The sequence below is a fragment of the Glycomyces algeriensis genome, from assembly GCF_027622855.1.
GTDB lineage: Bacteria > Actinomycetota > Actinomycetes > Mycobacteriales > Micromonosporaceae > Glycomyces > Glycomyces algeriensis.
On record NZ_JAPZVR010000009.1, the window covers coordinates 108,201 to 128,754 of the forward strand.

The 20,554-nt window shown below is 69.1% G+C and carries 17 protein-coding genes and 1 tRNA gene; 11 read left to right on the forward strand and 7 right to left on the reverse strand.

The features are described 5' to 3' along the window. Positions 1-270: 270 nt before the first annotated feature. From clpB to O2L52_RS17290, 7 genes are all read left to right on the forward strand, one after another. On the forward strand, positions 271-2,874 hold the full coding sequence (clpB, locus tag O2L52_RS17260; protein WP_270117017.1) for an ATP-dependent chaperone ClpB: 2,604 nt from the start codon (positions 271-273) through the stop codon (positions 2,872-2,874). A 193-nt stretch (positions 2,875-3,067) separates the two neighbouring features. Then, positions 3,068-4,342 (forward strand): ArsB/NhaD family transporter, encoded by a 1,275-nt coding sequence (locus O2L52_RS17265; protein WP_270117019.1) that lies wholly within the window; start codon positions 3,068-3,070, stop codon positions 4,340-4,342. Positions 4,343-4,484: 142 nt separating this feature from the next. Continuing rightward, positions 4,485-6,209, forward strand: coding sequence for a D-glucuronyl C5-epimerase family protein (locus O2L52_RS17270; protein ID WP_270117020.1), 1,725 nt, complete (start codon positions 4,485-4,487; stop codon positions 6,207-6,209). Positions 6,210-6,363: 154 nt separating this feature from the next. After that, complete coding sequence (locus tag O2L52_RS17275) at positions 6,364-7,323, forward strand: hypothetical protein (RefSeq protein ID WP_270117022.1); 960 nt, start codon at positions 6,364-6,366, stop codon at positions 7,321-7,323. A 31-nt stretch (positions 7,324-7,354) separates the two neighbouring features. Further along, positions 7,355-8,170 carry a hypothetical protein gene (locus O2L52_RS17280; protein WP_270117023.1) on the forward strand — a complete coding sequence of 272 codons (816 nt, stop codon included), beginning with the start codon at positions 7,355-7,357 and terminating at the stop codon, positions 8,168-8,170. Positions 8,171-8,191: 21 nt separating this feature from the next. Next, on the forward strand, positions 8,192-9,235 hold the full coding sequence (locus O2L52_RS17285; RefSeq protein WP_270117024.1) for a hypothetical protein: 1,044 nt from the start codon (positions 8,192-8,194) through the stop codon (positions 9,233-9,235). Between the two features lie 24 nt (positions 9,236-9,259). Continuing rightward, on the forward strand, positions 9,260-10,093 hold the full coding sequence (locus O2L52_RS17290) for an MOSC domain-containing protein (RefSeq protein ID WP_270117026.1): 834 nt from the start codon (positions 9,260-9,262) through the stop codon (positions 10,091-10,093). 63 nt (positions 10,094-10,156) lie between these two features. On the opposite strand, the gene O2L52_RS17295 is transcribed toward O2L52_RS17290, so the two are convergent. Next, on the reverse strand, positions 10,157-10,987 hold the full coding sequence (locus O2L52_RS17295; RefSeq protein ID WP_270117028.1) for a DUF6528 family protein: 831 nt from the start codon (positions 10,985-10,987) through the stop codon (positions 10,157-10,159). Between the two features lie 360 nt (positions 10,988-11,347). Between O2L52_RS17295 and O2L52_RS17300 the strand changes: the two genes are divergently transcribed. After that, complete coding sequence (locus tag O2L52_RS17300) at positions 11,348-11,800, forward strand: hypothetical protein (RefSeq protein ID WP_270117029.1); 453 nt, start codon at positions 11,348-11,350, stop codon at positions 11,798-11,800. A gap of 363 nt (positions 11,801-12,163) precedes the next feature. On the opposite strand, the gene O2L52_RS17305 is transcribed toward O2L52_RS17300, so the two are convergent. The 4 genes from O2L52_RS17305 to O2L52_RS17320 form a co-directional block, all read right to left on the reverse strand. Then, a complete protein-coding gene (locus O2L52_RS17305; protein WP_270117031.1) occupies positions 12,164-12,841 on the reverse strand; it encodes a hypothetical protein in 678 nt (225 codons plus the stop codon). Next, a complete protein-coding gene (locus O2L52_RS17310; protein WP_270117033.1) occupies positions 12,834-14,126 on the reverse strand; it encodes a hypothetical protein in 1,293 nt (430 codons plus the stop codon). The genes O2L52_RS17305 and O2L52_RS17310 overlap by 8 nt, the downstream gene beginning before the upstream one ends. 48 nt (positions 14,127-14,174) lie before the next feature. Beyond that, entirely contained in the window at positions 14,175-14,471 is a 297-nt protein-coding gene (locus O2L52_RS17315) for a WXG100 family type VII secretion target (protein WP_270117034.1), read from the reverse strand. 352 nt (positions 14,472-14,823) lie between these two features. Next, on the reverse strand, positions 14,824-15,363 hold the full coding sequence (locus tag O2L52_RS17320) for a TOPRIM nucleotidyl transferase/hydrolase domain-containing protein (protein ID WP_270117035.1): 540 nt from the start codon (positions 15,361-15,363) through the stop codon (positions 14,824-14,826). Between O2L52_RS17320 and O2L52_RS17325 the strand changes: the two genes are divergently transcribed. Continuing rightward, positions 15,337-15,675 carry a 3'-5' exonuclease gene (locus tag O2L52_RS17325; protein ID WP_270117037.1) on the forward strand — a complete coding sequence of 113 codons (339 nt, stop codon included), beginning with the start codon at positions 15,337-15,339 and terminating at the stop codon, positions 15,673-15,675. The two genes, O2L52_RS17320 and O2L52_RS17325, sit on opposite strands and share 27 nt — an antisense overlap. 86 nt (positions 15,676-15,761) lie before the next feature. Then, the gene (locus O2L52_RS17330) at positions 15,762-17,963 is read left to right on the forward strand and encodes a DEAD/DEAH box helicase (protein WP_270117040.1); all 2,202 of its coding nucleotides are present in this window, start codon (positions 15,762-15,764) and stop codon (positions 17,961-17,963) included. A 50-nt stretch (positions 17,964-18,013) separates the two neighbouring features. Here the strand turns inward: O2L52_RS17330 and O2L52_RS17335 are convergent. Then, positions 18,014-18,089 (reverse strand) — tRNA-Arg (locus tag O2L52_RS17335). Between the two features lie 222 nt (positions 18,090-18,311). Continuing rightward, positions 18,312-19,001, reverse strand: a complete 690-nt coding sequence (locus tag O2L52_RS17340; protein ID WP_270117042.1) for a hypothetical protein — start codon at positions 18,999-19,001, stop codon at positions 18,312-18,314. A gap of 142 nt (positions 19,002-19,143) precedes the next feature. Here O2L52_RS17340 and O2L52_RS17345 point away from each other — a divergent pair, with 142 nt between their 5' ends. Next, on the forward strand, positions 19,144-20,286 hold the full coding sequence (locus O2L52_RS17345) for a winged helix DNA-binding domain-containing protein (RefSeq protein WP_270117043.1): 1,143 nt from the start codon (positions 19,144-19,146) through the stop codon (positions 20,284-20,286). Positions 20,287-20,554 lie beyond the last annotated feature (268 nt).

Sequence of the window (20,554 nt, forward strand, 5' to 3'; positions counted from 1 at the left end):
CCCGAGCCGCATGGCTCGGGGCCCTCGTCGCACCCGGGCGCATGCGGCGGGTCGTCGGCGCCGTGCCGACGCATACGCCCCGGGCCGACCGGTTCGAGGCTTTACGCTACGGGCGAAACGGATCGAGCCGATCCCAGAAGTTGAGTCGGATACACTCAACTTCGGGTCGCTTCGGCAGCCGCGCCCCGGTGCGTTGCTCGGCGGAGCACATGAGGCCCGTATTCCTTGAGACAGCATTCCTGTCAGACAGCGCAGAGGAGCAGGGGAACCGTGGACGTCAACCGTCTGACCACCAAGAGCCGAGAAGTGATCTCCCAGGCCGCGCGCACCGCGGCCGCCGGCGGCAACCCCGCCGTCGAGCCCTGGCACCTCCTCGACGCGCTCCTCACCGTCGACGGCTCCACCGCGCCCGGCCTGCTCCAGCTCGTCGGCGTCACCCCCGGCACCGTCTCGGCCGAGACCGAGCGGCGCATCGACGAGCTCCCGTCCGCCTCCGGGCCCTCCGTCTCCGAGCCGTCCATGGCCCGCGAATCCCTGCGCGCCATCAACGCCGCCGACAAGCTCGCCACCGACTACGGCGACGAGTACGTCTCCACCGAGCACCTCATCACCGGCCTCGTCCAGGCCGGCGGCGAGGTCGGCACGTTCCTCACCGCCCAGGGCGCCACCGAGAAGAAGCTCCTCAGCGCCTTCCCCACCCTGCGCGGCGGCGACCGCAAGATCTCCACCGCCGACCCCGAGCAGGGCTACAAGGCCCTCGAGAAGTACGGCGTCGACCTCACCGAGACCGCCCGCTCCGGCAAAGTGGACCCCGTCATCGGCCGCGACACCGAGATCCGCCGCGTCATCCAGGTCCTGTCCCGCCGCACCAAGAACAACCCGGTGCTCATCGGCGAACCCGGCGTCGGCAAGACCGCGATCGTCGAGGGCCTCGCCCAGCGCATCGTCGCCGGCGACGTCCCCGAGTCGCTGCGCAACCGGCGCGTCATCCTCCTCGACCTCGCCAGCATGATCGCCGGCGCCCAGTACCGCGGCCAGTTCGAGGAGCGCTTCAAGTCCGTCATGGAGGAGATCAAATCCTCTGACGGCGAGATCATCCCGTTCATCGACGAGCTCCACACCATGGTCGGCGCCGGCAAGTCCGAAGGCTCGCTCGACGCCGGCAACATGCTCAAGCCCGCGCTCGCCCGCGGCGAGCTCCACATGATCGGCGCGACCACCCTCAACGAGTACCGCGAGCACATCGAGAAGGACGCCGCCCTCGAACGCCGCTTCCAGCAGGTCTACGTCGGCGAACCCACTATCGAGGACTCCGTCGCGATCCTCCGCGGCCTCAAGGAGCGGTACGAGGTCCACCACGGCGTGCGCATCACCGACTCCGCGCTCGTCGCCGCGGCGCAGCTCTCCGCCCGCTACCTCCCCGACCGCCGGCTCCCCGACAAGGCCATCGACCTCATCGACGAGGCCGCCAGCCGCCTGCGCATCGAGATCGACTCGCGCCCCGAGGAGATCGACACCATCGAGCGCGCCGTGCGCCGCCTCGAGATCGAGGAGACCGCCCTCCAGAACGAGAAGGACGACCCGGCCTCCGCCGAGCGACTCGCGTCCCTCCAGCGCGAACTCGCCGACGAACGCGAGAAGCTCGCCGCCCTCTCCCGCCAGTGGGAATCCGAGAAGCACCGCATCGGCAAGGTCTCCGAGCTCAAAGAGGAACTCGACGACCTCCGCACCCAGGCCGAACGCGCCGAACGCGAATACGACCTCGAGAAGGCCGCGCAGCTGCGCTACGGCCGCATCCCCGAACTCGAGCAGCAGCTCTCCGAAGCCGAGGCCGAACTCGCCAGCGCCGACACCGACCCGAACAGCCAGCCCATGCTCAAGGAGGAGATCGACGCCGACGAGATCGCCGACGTCGTCTCCGCGTGGACCGGCATCCCCGCCGGCCGCCTCCAGGAGAGCGAGACCCACAAGCTCCTCCACGCCGAGGAGGTCCTGGGCGAACGCGTCGTCGGCCAGCTCGAAGCGGTCACCGTCGTCTCCGACGCCCTCCGCCGCGCCCGCGCCGGCCTCTCGGACCCGAACCGCCCGACCGGCTCGTTCATCTTCGCGGGCCCCACGGGCGTGGGCAAGACCGAGCTGGCGAAAGCCTTGGCGCAGTTCATGTTCGAAGACGACCGGGCGATGATCCGCATCGACATGGGCGAGTACACCGAGCAGCACTCGGTGGCCCGCCTCATCGGCGCCCCGCCCGGGTACGTCGGCTACGAGGAGGGCGGCCAGCTCACCGAGCCCGTGCGCCGCCGCCCGTACTCCGTCGTCCTCCTCGACGAGGTCGAGAAGGCCCACCCGCGGGTCTTCGACACCCTCCTGCAGGTCCTGGACGACGGCCGCCTGACGGACGGCCAGGGCCGCACGGTCGACTTCCGCAACGTCATCCTCATCATGACCTCGAACCTCGGCTCCTCGGCCCTGGTCGACCCGCTGCTGGAGGACACCGCGAAGCGCGACCAGGTCCTGGCCGCGATCCGCACCCACTTCAAGCCGGAGTTCCTCAACCGCCTGGACGACATCGTCATCTTCCACGCGCTCGAGCACGACCAGCTCAAGTCGATCGTGGAAGTCCAGCTCCGGTTCCTGGAGCACCGCATGGAGACCCGCCGCCTGAAGCTCGACGTCGACGACGGCGCGAAGTCCTGGCTCGCCGACCGCGGCTTCGACCCGGTCTACGGGGCCCGGCCCCTCCGCCGCCTCATCCAGACCGCCATCGGCGACCCCCTCTCCAGGGACCTCCTGGAAGGCAAGATCATCGACGGCGACACGGTCAAAGTCGGCGTCAGCGACCAGGGCGACAAGCTCACCGTCTCCAAGGGCTGAGGTCTGAGCGAGTCCGGGCCGGAGCGGCGCAGCTGCCGCATCGGCCCAGATTCGGGACCGGGCCCGAGCGGGCCAACTCGCCTTCGGGCGCGTCCGAACACGGCGGTGAGACTCGCGGTGCGGGCCGCCTCACCGCTGTGATCTCGTCGCGCTTCGTAGCCGCCGCTCCCGCACCGTTCCTAGCATTGGCGCGGTGACCACGACCCCGGCAGGACCAGCAGGACCGGAGACTCCGGCGGGTCCGGCCATCCCGGAGTCGCGGAAGCGCCGCAGGTTCGACCCGCTCGACCTGGTCAGCCTCGGCATCCTCGCCGCCGGGCTGCTCTGCTGGGCCCTCGGCGTCCTCCCCACCGCCGACGCGCTCGACAACCTCACGCGCGTCGCGCCGCTCGTGCTCTTCCTCGGCACTGTCATGGTCATGGTCGCGATCGTCCAGGCCTCGCAGCTGTTCGACCTCGCCGCCGCGGCCCTCGCGCGGCTCGGCCGCGGCAGCCACGCCGCCCTGTTCGCGTGCTGCTACGCGCTCGCCACCGCGACCACCGTCTTCCTCAACCTCGACACGACGATCGTGCTGCTCACGCCAGTCATGCTCGCCCTCGCGGCGGCGACCCGCGCGCCCGCGCTCGCGCTGGCGATGACCACGGTGTGGCTCGCGAACACGGCGAGCCTGCTCCTGCCCGTGTCGAACCTGACGAACCTCCTCGCCGCCGACCGGATCGGCCTCGACCCGCTCGGGTTCGCGTCCCGCATGTGGGCGCCGCAGCTGGCGGTCCTCGCGGCCACGGCGCTGTGCCTGTGGTTCGGGTTCTGGCGGCGGCGCCACCGCGAGCGCGACCGCTATCTTGTGCCCGCGAGCCTCCCCGCGGTCGCCGACAAGCGGCTGCTCTGGACGGCGGCGGCGGTCACCGCCGGGTTCGTCGTCGCCGTCGTGGCGGACGTCCCGATCCAGATCGTCTCGAGCTGCGCGGCCGGGCTCCTCCTCGTGCACTGCGTGCGCCGCCGCCGGGACCTGCTGACTTGGGAGCTCATCCCATGGCGGCTGCTCGTGCTCACTGCCGGCCTGTTCCTCGTGATCCCTGCGGTCATGCGCCACGGCGGCGCCGACGCCGTCGCCGCGCTCATCGGCACCGGGACGGGCGACGGCGCGGTGCTGCGCGCCGGATTCACCGGGGCGGGCCTGTCGAACCTCGTCAACAACCTGCCCGCGTACACCGCGGTCGAAGCGGTCGTCCCGCCCGGCGACGCGACCATGCTGCTGGGCCTGCTCATCGGCACGAACGTCGGGCCCCTGGTCCTCCCGTGGGGTTCGATGGCCACCCTCCTGTGGTTCGACCTGGTCTCGGGCCGGCGCCCGGGCATCGCCGAGTCGCAGCGCCTCCGCGTACCCTCCGGACGCTTCATCGCCTCCGGTGCAATCCTCGCCGCCACCGGCACATTCGTCGGTCTGGCCGCGCTCCTATGGCTCTGACCGCAAACCAGGCGAATTACCGCCTTAGCGAGGCGAATGTCAGGCGCTGTGAGGACGCACCTGACATTGGCATGGCCCCGGCATTCTAAAGTGGTCCCTTCGTGTTTACAGTCATGTTCACCTTGCCCCGGAAGGACCGAACATGACTGTCAGCAACCCCTCTTCCGTGAACCGCAGATGGTTCATGCGCCTTGTCGGCGGTGCCGCGGCGGCCGCCACCGGAAGCACGGTCGGAGCTGTCGCGGTCGCGGAGTCGAGCGCCGCTGTAGACCTGCCGCAGCGTGCCTTCACGGCGCAGCTGCCAGGCAGGACCGCCGCCTCGACCCCGCTCCCGCCGCTGCCGGAGCAGACGGAGGGCGGCCGTGTCACGCCGCCGAGCCGTCCTGTGCCCTCCCCGCTCGACGCGCCGGACGTCCAATCGCTGGACGTGGAGATTCCGACCACGCTGCCGTTCGAGTTCAACCGGAACGGATACCTCGCCGCCGTGGACCTGCCCGAGGCCATGCGGCCCTGGCGGGACCGACCCACGAGGTGGGAGAACGTCACCCCCGACACCAGGTACACGTACCTGGACGAGGAGGGCGTGATCCAGTACCGGCCAGACTGGGACGTACCGGGCTACGACCAGCCCGTCACCCAGATCCAGTTCGGACTCGGCTGCATCTCGAGCTACCGGACCGAGCAGGACCCCGCCCGCAAGGAGCTGTTCCTGGTTCGGGCGAAAGCCCAGGCCGGGCGCCTGATCGAAACCCGGGTGGAGACTCGCGGCGCCTGGTACTTCCCGTACCCCTTCGACTTCAACCTCAGCACCCACAGCGGCGTGACCTACAAGGCTCCCTGGTACTCCGGGATGGCCCAGGGCGAGTCGCTCAGCCTCTTCATTCAGCTCTCGGAACTCGACGGGGTCACCGACGAGGAGCGCACCTTGTACCGCGAGGCGGCCGACGGCGCCTTCGCCTCGCTGCTCCGCGGCGACGACGGCACGCCCTGGGTCGTCCACCGCGACCGATCCGGGTACCTGTGGATCCAGGAGTACCCCGGCAGCACGCCGGGCACCGGGGACTTCACGTACAACGGCATGATCTTCGCGATTTTCGGCCTGTGGGACTACGTGCGGGCCACCGGCAACGAGCTGGCCGCGGCGCTCTTCGACGGCACGTGCACGACGATCGACCGCTTCTATCCGCTGCTGCGGAACCCGCGCTGGATCTCGTTCTACTGCCAGCAGCACCGGATCCCCACGGCGACGTACCACCAGCATGAGATCAACCTGTTCCGCCAGCTCAGCTGGCAGACCGGCACTCCCGGGTTCGCCCAGAAGTCCGAGCAGCTCACGGACGACTATCCGTGGCCGCACCTGGCCGAGGGTTCCAACATCGCCTTCGCCGAAGGCGCCCATACCTTGTACAAGCTCGACACCGACCCCGACGGCGACTATGTCGCGTCGAAGGGCGACGCGGAGCTCGACCGCAAGACGGTGACGTTCACCCGAGCCACCCAGGCGCCCGCGAATCGGCGCCGCCGGATCAAGGACCGCGGCATCTACTACCGGATCTCCGCCGGTGCTTACACGGGTTGGTGGGTCGGCGAGTTCTATCCGAAGGCCTACCTGGTCGGCGAGTACCTGCCGGTCGTTTGCCACCCCGCCAGGACGCTCACCTTCGCGGCGAACACTACGGTCGACTGCTTCACGCTCGGAGCGGACGGGCGATTCGACACCACCCGCAGCGTCACCTTCACGAAGAATTCCAGTGCCCCCTTCGACAGGCGTTCCATCGTCAACGGCAGGCCGATGTACCGCATCTCGGGCGGCTTCCTCACCGGCTACTGGGTGTGGTTCGGCAACGTCACGGTCGACGGGAGCTGACCGCGAGCGCCGGCACGCCCGAGTACCCGACGGCGGGTCTCGGGCGTGCCGGCAGCAGCGCCACAAAGGACCGAGGGCATTCGCGTAATCACACCGAGGGGTGAAGGTTCGCGATTCACCGGAATATCCCGGCATTATTGGTCATAGTGCTCACATGGCCGTTCCCGAACCACTGGGCCTGACACGTCGCACCGTCCTCACCGGTGCGGCAGCCCTCCTCGCCGCTGGAACCGCGGGTTTCACCGTTGCGCGGCCGGGCCGCGCGGCGAACCTGCCGCAGATCCGCGCCGCCGCGGCGGGCTGGATCGGCCGCGGCGGCGAACTGCTCGTCCTCACCGCCGACCCCGCGACCGAAGCCGACTACGCGCTCCGCCTGCTCAAAGCCACCGAGAACCCGGAGAGCGGCGCCGAACTCGGCCCGCCGCTGCCGCTCCCGCTGCCCTCCGGGTTCCACCCGCATTCGATGGCCGCGCTCGGCAGCGACCTGTGGATCACCGGCGCGACCGAACTCGCGCCCGACCAGGCCCGGCCCGCACTCGTCCGCCTGCACGAGTCGATGGCCGCGTACGTCGCACTGCCCGTGCCGAAGACGATCCGCTCCGGCATCGCGACCGGCATCGCCCCGGTCGGTGAACGCGGCCTCGCCGTCGCCGTCGAAGGCTGCCCCGACCCGCACCTGGCCGTCATCACCTGCGCCCACCTGCTCCGCAGCGCCGATTTCGGCCGGACCTGGACGGAGCGGCCGCTCGCCACCGGCCTCGGCGAGGGCTACGGCACCGTCCTCACCTCGCACGGCGAGGACCTGTTCGTCGCGGTCGGCGGCGGCGACGGCGCCCAGACCATCCACACCGCCCGCCCCCGGGCCCCGCTCACCCGGACCGCGACGATCGGCGGCGCCGGCCGGCCCATGGCCGCCGTCGCAGCGGAAGGCCACGTCAGCGTCTTCTCCGACCACCACGGCACCGTCACCGAATCCCGCTTCACGACCGCGGGCGCGCCGCTCGAAGCCGCCCCCGCGTGCGCCTGCCAAGGCGAGATCCACGCCGTCCCGGGCAGGCCCGGCACCTGGCTCGAGACCGACGGCCAGACCATCCACATCAGAGGCACGAGCTGAGACGCAGGCACCGCACGGCGAAGGAGGACCCATGGCATTCCCCAGCAGCAGCACCGCATTCGCGCGCTCGACCTGCGACTACCCCGACATCACGCGCGACTGGCTCCACCAGAGCGCGCTCAAGACCCGCTACCGCACCGCGTTCGACGGCGACGGGAACGGCGTCCACCCCTCCACCACCTCGTTCACGATGCACGAGGAGACCCATGTCCAAGCCGGCCGCGTGATCCGCGACCTCCACAACTTCGGCGTGCAGTACGCCCGCAGCGGAGGGCCCTGGACCTACCGGTGGACCGGCCTCGCGGGCGCGAAGGTCTGCAAGCCCGGCTACCACCGCTACGGCGCCGCGATCGACTTCACCCGCTTCGACTGGGGTTCAGGGAACTACGTCGACACCGCCCTGCACGGCAAGGACGGCCGCCTCTACCTGCGCCGCCGCTACCTCGCCGTGATCGCCACCTGCCGCAAGCACTTCGGCACCGTGCTCCACTGCAACAACGACCCTGACGGCTCGCACTGGAACCACATCCACGCCGACCGGGGCCGCAAGGCTGTCGCCGCCAATTGGGGCTACCAGACCGACACCACCATCATCCAGTGGGCCGCAAGGGATCTCGCGGGCGTGAAGGACATGGTCATCGACGGCGACTTCGGTCCCAAGACCAAGCGCGGCTACGAGGTCCTGCGCGAGCAGTTCGGGACCGGCGGCATCGATCCCACCGCCTCGGGCGACAACTTCCGGGTCTGGCTCGACCTCATCGGCCGCCACGGCATCGCCGACAAGCCCGCAGGGACCTTCCGCGCCACCGCCGCCACCACGGCCGAGGCCGCCGCCGCGGGCAATTGACCGACCAGTAAGGAGCATGCCTTGGACCACCCGCATCGCAGCGGCAGCCGCAAGCACCTCACGATCGCCGCAGTGCTCGCGCTCGCGGGTGCGCTCGCCGCCTGCGACCTCGACGCGGTGTCCGGCACCGGCAACGGCGCCGACGCCGGGGTGTTCTACGCCCTCGGCGACGACCACCGGCTCTACCGGTGGGACCCGGGCGCAGGAGCGGAGGAAGGCGTCGACCCCGTCCTCGACCTCAGCGGCGTCTGGGAAGAGGAAGGCGACGTCGGCACCGTCTACCGCGCGTCCCTGAGCGTCGACCCGACCGGTCGGCACGCCGCCTGGGTCGCCGGGTCCACCCCGGCCGCGTCACTCAAGTTCGGCGACCTCGAAACCGGCGAGATCACCACCGCCGTCGAGTACCCCGTCGACCACGCCTGCATCGACCCCGTCTGGCTCCCGGACGGCTCCGCGGTCCTCGCCCACCGCGCGTCCGTATGGGGCGACGTCGCCGATACGGGCGACGCGATCCCGTTCCCCGTCACGACCTGGGGCGCCACCGAATGGCACTCGCCCGACGCCGGCCAGCTGCCGACCACTGTGGAACTAGGACCGAAGGGCTGCCGATTGCGCTGGTACACCGCCGAGGACGGCTCGGCCCAGGCGCTCTACCACGACCTCGAACTCTCCGAGCTCTATCGCATCGACGCGAACGGCCAAGTGCTGGAGACGATCCCGGTCTCGAGCCTCCAAGGCGCCGCCCCGCTCACCATCGGGCTCGTCAACGTGGACCCGGCCGGCCGCTACGCCTGCGTCGTCGAGGACTACGCGACCGACGGCGCCACCAAGGGCGGCTTCACCATCCGCGCCGAATCCGGCACCCGCGTCGTCGACCTCGCCTCCGGCGAAGCGATCGGCCCCGATGAGGCCGGCTGCACCACGCTCCACGAGGACGGGTTCGTCTCCCGCAGCGACTCGGACGTCGCCTTCATCGACTACGACGGCAACAGCCAGTGGTCCACCGAGCTCCCAGGCCCGATCGTCGAGTCGCCCCTCCTGTACTTCATCCCGGACGGGCCCTGAACGGCGCGGCATAGGATCGCAGGCGTGAACCGCGTCATCGGCATCCGCCGCCATCCGCTCAAATCAGCCGCCGCTGAGCACGTGGCCGAGGCGTTCGTCGGCAAGCACGGCCTAGACGGCGACCGCACCTGGACCTGCCTCGATGCAGACGGCACCATCGGCAGCGCCAAGCAGCCGCGCCTGTGGGGGACCCTCCTCGCCGTCAGCGCCACTTACCAACCGGCCCAAGGCGACAGGGCCAGAGCCGTCCACATCGCCGCCCCCGGTGCCGCCCCCGCACAGGCTGGCACCCCGGAGGCCGACGCGGCCGTCTCGGCCTGGCTCGGCCGCCCGGTGCGGCTCACCCGCAACGCGCCCCAGCAGCTCAAACGCCACCACTGGTGGCCGGACGAGCCCGGCATGATCCCCGACTGGGTCGCCGACCAGACGCCAGGCGAGGACGACACGGTCGCCGCCCGCCACGACGCCGAAGGCGGCCGCTTCTTCGACTTCGGCCCCGTCCACCTCGTCACCACCGGCGCCCTCGAGCGGCTCGACAACGAGCACGGCAGTGAGGTCGATCCGGCCCGCTTCCGCCCCAACCTGATCCTCGACCTCCCCGCCGACCCCGAACCCGGCCAGCGGATCGCCATCGGGCCCGACGCCGTCCTCGAAGTCGCGATCCCGACCCCGCGCTGCGTCATCCCGTCCCTCGCCCACGGCGACGCGCCCGCCGACCGCGCCCTCCTCAAGACCCTCGCCGCGCACCACCGCATCGACGTCGCCGACTACGGCCGCGCCACCTGCTTCGGCCTCTACGCCAACGTGCTCGCCGTAGGCTCGATCGCCACCGGCGACCGCGTCACCGTCGCCGGGTAGTGAACGGCCCGTGCAGCGCTGAGCACTGCACGGGCCGTTCACTACTGGCCTGGTTCCGCTGAGCTAATTGAAGCCGGTCGCGTAGTACCGCGCCTTGTAGAACTCCGCGCCGCTGCGCGTCCGGTCGGCCGACTGCGAGAACACCACGGTCGGGCTGCCCCAGTCGCGCGAGCCGGCGTTGTCGCCGCGCACGTAGAAGTACTCGCCGCTGCGCATCTTCACGTACGCCTTGATCCGCGTGGTCGTGTGCAGCGTCGTCTTCGAGAGCGTCGACTTGCTGATCGAGTAGACCCCGTACGAGTCCGAGACCAGCAGCCGGTCCGAGTTCGAGTAGTCCGGCTGCAGGTCGTGCCCGAGTCCCGAGAGCGCCACCTTCTTGCTGGACGCCGTGATCCGCACGTTCCGGTACGTGCCCGACACCGTGTACGCCTGCACGACCTTGTTCCCGCACGCCCACAACAGCTTGTTGTTCGGATCCCACAGCACGCCGTGCGCGCCCGCGAGCGTCACCCGCTGCACCTGCGCGAGCGTCGACGGCTTCGAAACCGCCGTCGGCCCGTACACCGTGAGATACCCGTCCGACGATGCCGCGACGAACGCGCCGATGTCCGGAATGCGCTCCAGCGCATGCGGGTTCCCGCCCGGCGTCGCGCTCCACAGCACGTCGTTGAGCTCCTGGTCCTTCTCATCGGTGATGTTCCAGATCCCGACCCGCCCGCCCGACGCCGCGGCCAGCCCGATCGCCCCGAACTGCGACGTGTCCCGGATCCGGCAGTCGGACAGGTTCGCCCAACCGCTCGCGCCCGGGCTCCACGACTTGTACCGGTTGGCGTCGCTGAACGCCGCGTTCTTGTCGAACACCATCACCTTGTTCGCGACCTGCTCGGTCACCATGATCCTGAAGTTCGCCGTATCCGCCGTCGCCACACCGGCACCGACAACCCCGGCCGCCGCCAACGGCGCCCCAATGGCCGCTGCGCGCAAAAAGTTCCGCCGTCTCATGCTGCTCCTCGTGGGGGGTAGGAAGCGCCCGCACCCGATCCGGGCCGCGGACCACCCAACAGTGTGCGACATAGGAACCAATAGCGGCAAGTAACCCATCAGGCACTCGATCGGACCACCTCCAAGCGACCGCCTGTGCGGAAGTTTCGCCGAGAAGAAGAAATACCTCGCATGGAACAACGCGGGCGCGTTCCCCGCCAAGCGCCTGTACCTGAACCTCGTCGACGACCCCGATGGCTCCCCTCAGAGGCCTTGGTCCCCACGTACATGTGGGCGGTCATCGACGAACTCGTCGGCGCCGAGCTCACCGACGTCCGGATCGGCGAAGCCCTCGACCAGGCCGAGGTCATCGGCACCGAACTCGTGAGGACCGGCTGGAACTCGATGTTCGCCGAGGTGCCCACACCGCGCCCGGCCGCAGCGCCGGAGCCGTCCGCAGCACTGGGGCAAGAACAGGAGTCCGCCCCCACTGCAATGGCGACGGCATCCGTCGGTCACGACTCCGAAGACGATTCGACCGACCCCGGAGTCCGGACCGTTGACGCCACCGGAGACCAGGGGAGAGACCGAAAGGGCGACGGTCTGGAGGACCAGGGGCGACAGAGCGACTACGCGGGCGACCGGCCGTGTGGCCGTGAGAGCGACGGCCCCGCGCACCAGACCGGTTCCCGAACCGAATCCGCCGATCAGGAGACCACCGCATGACACCCGAAGAGCTGCACCGCAAGCACCTGGCCGCGTTGATCATTGAGAGCCCGGAGGAGGCGGAGCAGGTCCGCGAACGGTTCAAGCCGCTGGACCACACGACCGCAGCCAGGTACCTCCGGGCGGCCGTCGCAGCGAGCCTCGAATACCGGTTCGGGCCCGGCGCCGGGCCGGTCGGCCACGACGAGTTCACCGCGTTCATGGCCGAGCTGCACCGCGACGGCCGTGCCGTCGAGCACCCCTGGCCCACGGGATCGAACGTGGACGTTCGACGCGGAAGGCCGCTGCTCGATCAGGGTGCTCCCAAGCGACAGAGGACCGGAACTCGAAGGCGCCCGTCTTCCGCAGCGAGTGCACGCCTCTTCATTCGGCCAGGTCGGTCACGTTCGCACCGACAGCGGGAAGGTACTCCTCCTGCAGCCACGCGACAAGATCCGAGGGGAGCACGCAGCCCTCGGCATCGCACCGCTCCGCATCCGGAACTCGGTAGACCTCGAAGTCCACGAAGACCACCACGTTCGCGATCCGCGCGGCGACCTCGGTCGGCCCGGCGCGGTTCGAATCCGGCCTGCTCCAGATGAAGCCGTCCTCCCAGGGGTCAGGAACCTCTGAGACGATGTCCGCGGAATCCCGGAGCTCCGTGGCGGACAACTGCACACGTTCAGGGATCTCGATGGTCTCCTCGGCCTCCGAAGCGGATCCGTAGACCTCAATCCCGAACCGGAGCCACGAGTTGTACTGCTCCGCTTCGGATTCGTCCTCCGGAGCCGCCCAGTTCATGGAGACGGAGCAGAACGCCTCCTGCTCTACCTGAAGGTCCTCTGCCTTGATCTCGATGCCGTTCTCCGCGAAGAACTCGCTCAGCTCGTCGAAGCCTGCGGCGCTGCACTCCTCCGGGCCCGCGAGGTCGAGTTCGAGCACCTCCTCCTCAGGTGCAGACGAGTCGCCGCCGACGTCCTCGGCCTCACACGCTGCGAGGCCGAAGGTCAAGGCCGCCACCGATGCCAGCACTCGGAATCGACGCAGGGAGTGGTCAGCCATTGATGTACCCCGGAATGATCTGGTAGACGAGGGAGTTCGAGAAGTACCCGTCCCACACGAGCGCCTCCGATTCGAAGAACCCTCCGGAGTAGTCCTTGCGGGACTCCTCGAGACCTTCAAGACAGTCCTCGGCGCCTTCGGTGAGCATCTTCACCAGCTCAGCACAGGTGTCGCCGTCGGGGACGTCCTTGCCGGTCAGTCGATCGATGATGCCGTTGAAGAAGTTCGACATGGGCGATTGGACTTCGCCGCCACTGGCTGCTTCGACGACGAAGTCGGTGGTGGCCACGATGTCTCCGGCGAACGGGATCCGGTTGACCGTGATGGTGGCCGCGAACTTCGAGACCGCCTTGTCCTGGGCGGAAGAGGAGTTGAGCTTCTCGAGTATGAGTTCCCACGCCTCCGCGATGTTGTTGTACGCCTGGACCACCGCGTGAGTCTGCGCCGTCGCCTCCGCTGAGCCCGCGTACACCAGAGCGGAAGCGCCGTTCCAGTGCGCGACGAGCGCCTGTCGGACCTGGTTGCCGAAATCCTGTACCGCGGGCTGCTCGATTTCGGAGGCCTGCCATTCGTCCCAGAGCGCACGGATCTCCAGGCACTCACGGTCGACATGAGTGTCGTGGATCGTCTTCGCCTGTTCGCAGACCGCGTTCAGCTTCGTCAGGAGGTCGCCCATCGCAGGGAGATCACACGCTTTGAGCATGTCGCGGTAGGCCTCCTCGATTGAGCCCATCTGGACGATGGTCCTGCCCATCGCCTGGTTGTGCACGTCATCGTCGTCCGATGCCGTGGTGCCGGTCCAAGTCGACTGGATCTGCGGCCCGTTGCTGAAGCTCTCCGCGACGGCATCGGGAATCGCAGCGGGCATGAGGAAGCCCAGCACCTCTGAGTGGCGATAGAACCCGGTGAGCGTTCTCCAGTCCTGCTGCCCCTCTGCCTCGGCGAATCCGCCTTCCATCGGGTACAGCGCCAGGTTCCCGACATGCCGCAGGGCGACGTCGTGCCCGAACCGGTCGAAGGCCTCCTGCCTCCGATAGCCTTCGAGAAGCACCTCCCTGATCGAGTCGAGCGCCTCCCACATCTGGTCCTCGGTCGGCGCGCCGTCGAGGTCCACCGGGGTGACTGGCGCGTCATCGCCTGTGACCCAGTCGGTGACCGCGTCCCAGGCATTCCGGCCAGTCTCGACGGCTGAATCCAATGCGTCCGACGCTTGGTCGGAGACCCACTCGCGTGCGTCCGAGGCCTGGTCGGAAATCCACTCGCCTGCGTCGTTCAACCAGTTCATCTCTGCCCCTTCAGTTTTCGCAGGCTAGTTGCGCCTTGTCGCAGGCGGTCAGCCATCGGTTTCGGCGAGGTTCTCGACGTAGGCGTCTTCGAGCCCGGCCAGCGCTGACTCGAGGTCGAGAGCGGCTTCCTGCTCGTCGGCGTCGTACCCGTCGGCGATCTCCACGAGGGTCCGGCCCATGTCCGCGAGAGTCTCGGGAGTCTCCTCGGCCACGGTGACGAAGCGTCCCCAGAGGGTGTTGAACTGGTCTGCTGCGCTTCCCGTGATGAAGCCGCCGAAGGTCGCGTCGGCGGAGGACTTGGCATCGACTACCAGCGTCTTGAGGTCCTCATAGCTGCTGGCCACGGCAGGGAGCGTTGTGCCACCTATTTGGCGGATGTTTTCAGGGGTGAACTCTCGAGTCACGTCTCAGGCCTCGACTTCCGGAGAGGGTGCGCCACCTCAGGAGCGATTGGCATGGAGGGGACCGGGGTGCCTCACCGTCGAAGCAAGCCCGTCGATTAGTCGTATTCGGTCGGATTCTATCGATATTTTCACTTTCTGTGTGCCCCGGTCGCGACACGTTCCGTGCGCGTGACCGCCCGTGTTCACTATCAACGAACCTCCACCCGCGCAGGGTGAACAGGGGATTGGAGAGGCCCTTTGGGCGAGCCCGACCCCGCCGCTCCCCGAACTTCTTCGGAGAGCGGCGAGGCCGTCAGAGGCTCGTGAGTGCGCGAGCGAGCGTGAGCACTTCCTCCAGGGCGGGGCTGATCAGTCCCTCGCACCGCCGTGCCGTCAGGCGGTACAGCGCGGGCCGCTTCGTCTTCTTGGAATCGAGTTCGTCGCGGACCGTCTCCATGGTCCGTTCCCAAGCGGCCCAGGAGGAATTGACCACGTGTTCCAGGTTGTCGTCCCAAGCGACCAGTGTCGGAGAGCATTTCCCGACCGGGAAGGGCACGACGGTGGGCACCCCGTGGTGCTCCTGCAACACCACGTTGGCAGCGCGGTCGCCCGCGCGGGCTCGTGCGATCTCGTCCGGGTCCGTCCACTTCCGCCCGGCATTGCCGCTGTCGTTGTCGAAGACGGTCAGTGATGTGATGCCGAGCTGGTGAAGGATCGCCTGAGCGACGATGAGGTTCGCCTTCCCCGAAGCGTTGACGACGGTGACGCCGAAGCGTTCGAGCGCGCCCTTGCGGGAGGCGACCTCCTCGATGACGACCTTGTCTGCATGCCGAACGCGACGCCGATCCAGCACTACGTCGACGCCCTGAAATCCTCCGGTATCCCGGCCCAGGCGATCAAGGACGACATCCCCGACGCCGACACCGTCCACGTCACCACCATCAACGGGCTCAAAGGAACCGAATACCGCTGCATCGTCCTCGTGGGCGTCGGCGCCGACCGGTATCCGCGCAAGTTCGCGGCCGAACTCGCGGCCACCGACCCCGTCGCATACGAACTCGCACTCGAACGCGAGCGGAACCTCCTGTTCGTGGCGTTCACCCGGGCCTGCCGCGAGCTGACGGTGATCTGGTCCGGGGAGCCGAGCCCGCTGCTGCGCCACTGAGGCCGTGCACCGATCGGGGGACACCAGGGAGCCGCATGCCGGAATAGAATCGGAGGCGCTGTCCGCTCCCGACCTCTGGGATTCGTATGACAACTGCACCCCTCGACAAGTCCAAGGTCGGTGAACACGCCCGTTCACAGGTCGCCCACGCCCGCAACATCCTCCTTCAGTACGACCGCCTCGCCGCCGCCCCGGAGCAGCTGCGCGCCGCCGTCCGCGACCAGTACGCCGTCCTCGCCCGCGAGGAGGTCGCCGAGCGCCTCGCGAAGATGCCCGCCGGCGACCTCAAGAAGGTCGCGAAAGGCATGCGCCTGGGGAAGTTGGAGCAGGCCGGATTCCGCACCGTCGCCCTGATCCGCAGCGCCTCCCACCACCGGCTCCAGCAGGTACCCGGTGTCGGGGCGCAGACCGTCGAAGAGGTCAAGGCCGCCGCCGACCTCCTGGCCGAGCGCGCAGCCGCCGACAGCCGCCCCCGCCTCGACCCGGTCCGCAAGGACCCCCGCCACACCAGGATCCTGGCGACCCTGGCCGCCGAGCGGGCCGCCGGAGCCGCCACGGACGGACTGCGGGACGCCGTGCAGCGCTTCAAAACCCGCACCGCGCCGCACATCACCGCCGCCGACCGCGCCGCCAGCAAGACCGCGATGTTCTGGTCCGGCCGCAAGCGCAAAGCCGAAGCGCTCGCCGGCCTCGACGCGCTCGAAGCGGTCATCGCCGACTTCGAGACCGGTTCACTCGTCCGCAGTCTCGCGGAAGCGCTCGAACGCGCCGACCCCGGCCGCTGGTCCGTCGACGAACTCTGGCGCGACTTCGAACTGCAGGCCGCGAACGTCAACACGTCGCTCGCGAAGATCACCGGTGCCGACATCGAGGACGCCGCGCGCGCCGAGGACTTCGTCAGTCCCGAACTGCGCCAGAAGATCGAGGCGCTGCCGTTCAACGCCAGCCTCATGCGCACCGACCTCCGCTTCTACCAGCTGTTCGGAGCGAAGTACACGATCCACCAGGAGCAGGCGATCATCGGCGACGAGATGGGCCTGGGAAAGACCATTCAGGCCCTTGCCGTCGCCGCGCACCTCGCCGCGAAAGGCCAGCGCCGCTTCCTCGTGGTCTGCCCGGCGAGCGTCGTCCCGAACTGGCTCAACGAGATCCGCAAGCACACGCACCTGGCGTCGTTCAGCCTCCACGGCAGTGGCCGTGAAGTCGAGGCCCGCAAATGGCTGCACCGCGGCGGCATAGCGGTCACCACGTTCAACACCATCGACCGACTGGAGACGCTGCGCCGCCACGCGGACGCCGAGACCGCGCTGCTCGTAGTCGACGAGGCCCACTACATCAAGAACCCGGGCACGAAACGCACCCAGGCCGTCAGGGCCGCCATCGGCCGGTCCCAGCGGACCCTGTTCCTCTCCGGCACCCCGATGGAGAACCGGGTCGAGGAGTTCCAGGCACTCATCGGCTATCTCCGGCCTGACATCGCCAGGCGGGTCGATGCGGGTGACGCCGTGGTCGGGGCCAGGGCCTTCCGCCGCCTGGTCGCCCCGGTGTACCTGCGGCGCAACCAGGAAGACGTGCTCACCGAGCTGCCCGAGAAGATCGAGGTCGAGGAGTGGGTGCAGTTCACCGGGGATGACGCGAACGCTTACCGCGACCAGGTGCGGGCGCGGAACCTCATGGGCATGCGCCGCGCCTCCTCGGCCATGCCCGGCACCGCGAAACTGGACCGGCTGGTGGAACTCGTCGAAGACGCAGGTGCCGAAGGCCAGAAGGTCATCGTGTTCTCGTACTTCCTCGACGTCCTCGCCGCCGCCGCGTCCAGGCTCGGCAATCTCGCGATCGGCCCGATCACCGGGAGCGTTCCTGCGCCGAAGCGCCAGGACATGATCGACGACTTCACCCGCCGCGAAGGCCCGGCGGTGATCCTGGCGCAGATCGAGGCGGGTGGAGTCGGCCTGAACATCCAGGCCGCGTCAGTGGTGGTCATCGCCGAACCGCAGTGGAAGCCGAGCGTCGAGCAGCAGGCGATCGCCCGCGCCCATCGCATGGGCCAGACCCGGCGCGTCCAAGTCCACAGGCTGCTCGCCAAAGACGGTGTCGACGAGCGGATCCGTGAAGTCCAGGAGCAGAAGCAGCTGCTGTTCGACCACTATGCGCGCCAGAGCGACGCGAAATCGAGCGACGGCATGGCGACCGACACCGGCATCGCCCGGCCCGCACCCCTCGACGACGAGTCGATCCCGCTGGAGCAGCGGATCATCGTGGCGGAACGGGCCCGACTCGGCCTCTGACGACTGTGCCGACACAGCAGAAAAGCCAGGTCCGGAGACCTGGCTTTCGTTGGTGCGCCGCGAGGGATTCGAACCCCCAACCTTCTGATCCGTAGTCAGATGCTCTATCCGTTGAGCTAGCGGCGCAGGTTGGCTTGATCGTTGCGATCAGGACCGGGCATAACCTTACCTGGGGCGAAAACCGATCTGCAACCGGGTGTGTAATTGTGTCTTGGGCCATCGGACTCACATTCACACCCGACCTGCAACCGGGTGTGTAGATGTGACTTGGGCCTGGACTCAATTTCACACCGTGACCGCGAAAGATCTGACCCCAACCTTCTGATCCGTAGTCAGACGGTCCGGGCCTCAGCAGTTGTCGAGGACGGTCTTCGCCAGGGCCCGCCAGGCCGCGGGTAGGGCCTCGGCGCGTTCGGGGAGCGGGGCGTTCGCGGCGGCCCAGACTGCGGCTTCGGCTTCGGGGACCTCGTCGCCCAGGAGGTAGCGCTCGACGAAGGCGGCGCGGTGCTCGTGGCCGGGGAAGAAGTAGCCGCCGGCCGCGAAGAGGGCCACGTAGGCGCGGTGGAGGCCCTCGGTGAGGGTTTCGGCCAGTTCCCAGGGGTCGGCAGCGTCGCCCAGGCGCTTCGCCAACGCGTCGACCTCGCCGGCCACGGCCTCGCGGGAGGCGTCGGCCAGGGCCTGCGGGAACTCGGTGACCTCGGCGCGGGCGCGGGAGCCGAGTTCGGAGTCGTCGGCGAGGAGGGTGCCCTCGGCGAAGCGGGCGATGACGCGGAGGGTCTCGTCGCCGGGGTGCTGCCAGCCCTCGCCGCGATGGAGGGCCTCGAGGTGGGACTGGAAGCGCGCGACGGTGAGGTGGACGGCATCGTCGCTGGCGTCGGCGGGGACGGTGTCGGTCTCCCACACGCAGACCAGCTCGGCCTCCTCCCCGAATCCGGACAGGGCGGGGCCGTGGGCGTAGGCGAACGCGAGGCGCTCGTCGTCGTTGATCTCGGCGAGGACGTCGGTGGAGAGCCTCAGGACCGCGTTGGGAAGGGACATGCCGCAATTGTGGCCGCAGTTCGCAACCGCGTCTACCCGTGCGTTCGTGCGCGCACGCGGTGATTCCGGCCATGCGGCCGGACGAGGTGGACAAGCTGATCGGCGGAGGGCTCATGTCGTAAGGGGCGGTTAGCATGTCCACATGGCATCACCCACCGGCCGTCTCGGCACGGATCTCGAGCCGGGCGCGGTCGCCGCCTGGCGGGCCCACTCCCAGCGCCTGTGGGGCGAGCCCTTCGCCACAGCCCTGGACGCGTTCCGGTACCTCGGCGCGGTCCAGTCGCAGGAATACCAGCCCTCGAAGCTCACCCCCGCGATGCGAACCCGACCTGACGCGGAGGGCCTGCCGTTCGCGGGCGTCGACGGGGTCGACGCGCTCATCGAGAAGGGCGCGGTGATCCGCACCCACGTGCTCCGCCCGACGTGGCACACCGTCCCGGTCGAGGACCTGCGGATGATGCTCGCGGCCACGTCCCACCGGGTCTTGCAGGTGGCCGGCACGCAGTTCCGCAGCCTCGGGCTCAGTGAGGCCGAGCTGCTGATCGGGGACGAGACGCTCGCGGCGGCCACTTCCGGCGGGCGGCACCTGCTGCGCGAGGAGGCCTCCGAGGCGCTGGCGGCCGCCGGGATCGCCGACCCGACCGGGCTGCGCCTGATCCACCTGCTGTTCCACGCCGAGCTGGTGTCGGCGATCTGCTCGGGGACGCCGAAGGACGGCAAGCAGACCTACGCGAACTTCGACGAGCGCGTGCCGGCCGGGGAGGTCGCACAGGACGAGGCGGTCCGGGCGCTGGCGCTGCGGTTCTTCTCCTCGCGCGGGCCCGCGACCGTGAAGGACTTCACGCGCTGGGCGACGTTGAAGGTGGCCGACGCGAAGGCGGCGATCGACGGGCTCGGGCTCGAGTCGCTCAAGGTCGGCGAGCGGGTGCTCTACTACGTGCAGGAGCAGCCGGCCGGGCGCGAGTCGGGCCCGGTGGTGGACTTCGTGCAGGGCTTCGACGAGATGATGTGCTCGTACACGGACACGAAGGAGCTCGTGACGCACCATTCGGTGCCGCCGACGCGGTTCCCGGGCCGGGCGCGGTTCACCTCGGTGATCCTGCTGGACGGCCAGGTGATCGGGAGTTGGAAGGCGACCCTGAAGCGCGAGAGCGTGCTGCTCGAGACGTGGCGGGTGCGGGGGTTCACGGCCGCGGAGATCGCGGCGCTTCGCCGCGGCGCGGACAAGCTGCGGGCCTGGTACGGGAAGCCCGAGATGGAGCTCGTGCTCGAGCACGACGAGTGATGAGCCTCCGATTCGCGCGCGGTGAAGGCGTGCCGCTCCGGGGCGCGTGCGGGGACCGGCTTCCGCTCCCGACCGTGGGCTCCTTCGCGCGCGGAGCGGGTCGGTTGTCGCGACGCGAGGGGCAAATCCGGAATGACGGATATGTTCCGAACGCAGCGCCCCCGTTCAACAACCAGTACCTCGCGGGTACGACAACCCGCCTGGACACGAAACTGCTTCGCGCGCAACGCAAAACGGCCTCGCTCGCACTGCGAGCGAGACCGTTCCG

What these genes read in the sequence shown, in the direction of transcription:
- O2L52_RS17310 (WP_270117033.1), bottom strand. Translation starts at nt 14,126, where the DNA reads ATGAACTGGTTGAACGACGCAGGCGAGTGGATTTCCGACCAGGCCTCG.
- O2L52_RS17305 (WP_270117031.1), bottom strand. Translation starts at nt 12,841, where the DNA reads ATGGCTGACCACTCCCTGCGTCGATTCCGAGTGCTGGCATCGGTGGCG.
- O2L52_RS17275 (WP_270117022.1), top strand. Translation starts at nt 6,364, where the DNA reads ATGGCCGTTCCCGAACCACTGGGCCTGACACGTCGCACCGTCCTCACC.
- O2L52_RS17345 (WP_270117043.1), top strand. Translation starts at nt 19,144, where the DNA reads ATGGCATCACCCACCGGCCGTCTCGGCACGGATCTCGAGCCGGGCGCG.
- O2L52_RS17330 (WP_270117040.1), top strand. Translation starts at nt 15,762, where the DNA reads ATGACAACTGCACCCCTCGACAAGTCCAAGGTCGGTGAACACGCCCGT.
- O2L52_RS17325 (WP_270117037.1), top strand. Translation starts at nt 15,337, where the DNA reads ATGCCGAACGCGACGCCGATCCAGCACTACGTCGACGCCCTGAAATCC.
- O2L52_RS17270 (WP_270117020.1), top strand. Translation starts at nt 4,485, where the DNA reads ATGACTGTCAGCAACCCCTCTTCCGTGAACCGCAGATGGTTCATGCGC.
- O2L52_RS17280 (WP_270117023.1), top strand. Translation starts at nt 7,355, where the DNA reads ATGGCATTCCCCAGCAGCAGCACCGCATTCGCGCGCTCGACCTGCGAC.
- O2L52_RS17295 (WP_270117028.1), bottom strand. Translation starts at nt 10,987, where the DNA reads ATGGTGACCGAGCAGGTCGCGAACAAGGTGATGGTGTTCGACAAGAAC.
- O2L52_RS17340 (WP_270117042.1), bottom strand. Translation starts at nt 19,001, where the DNA reads ATGTCCCTTCCCAACGCGGTCCTGAGGCTCTCCACCGACGTCCTCGCC.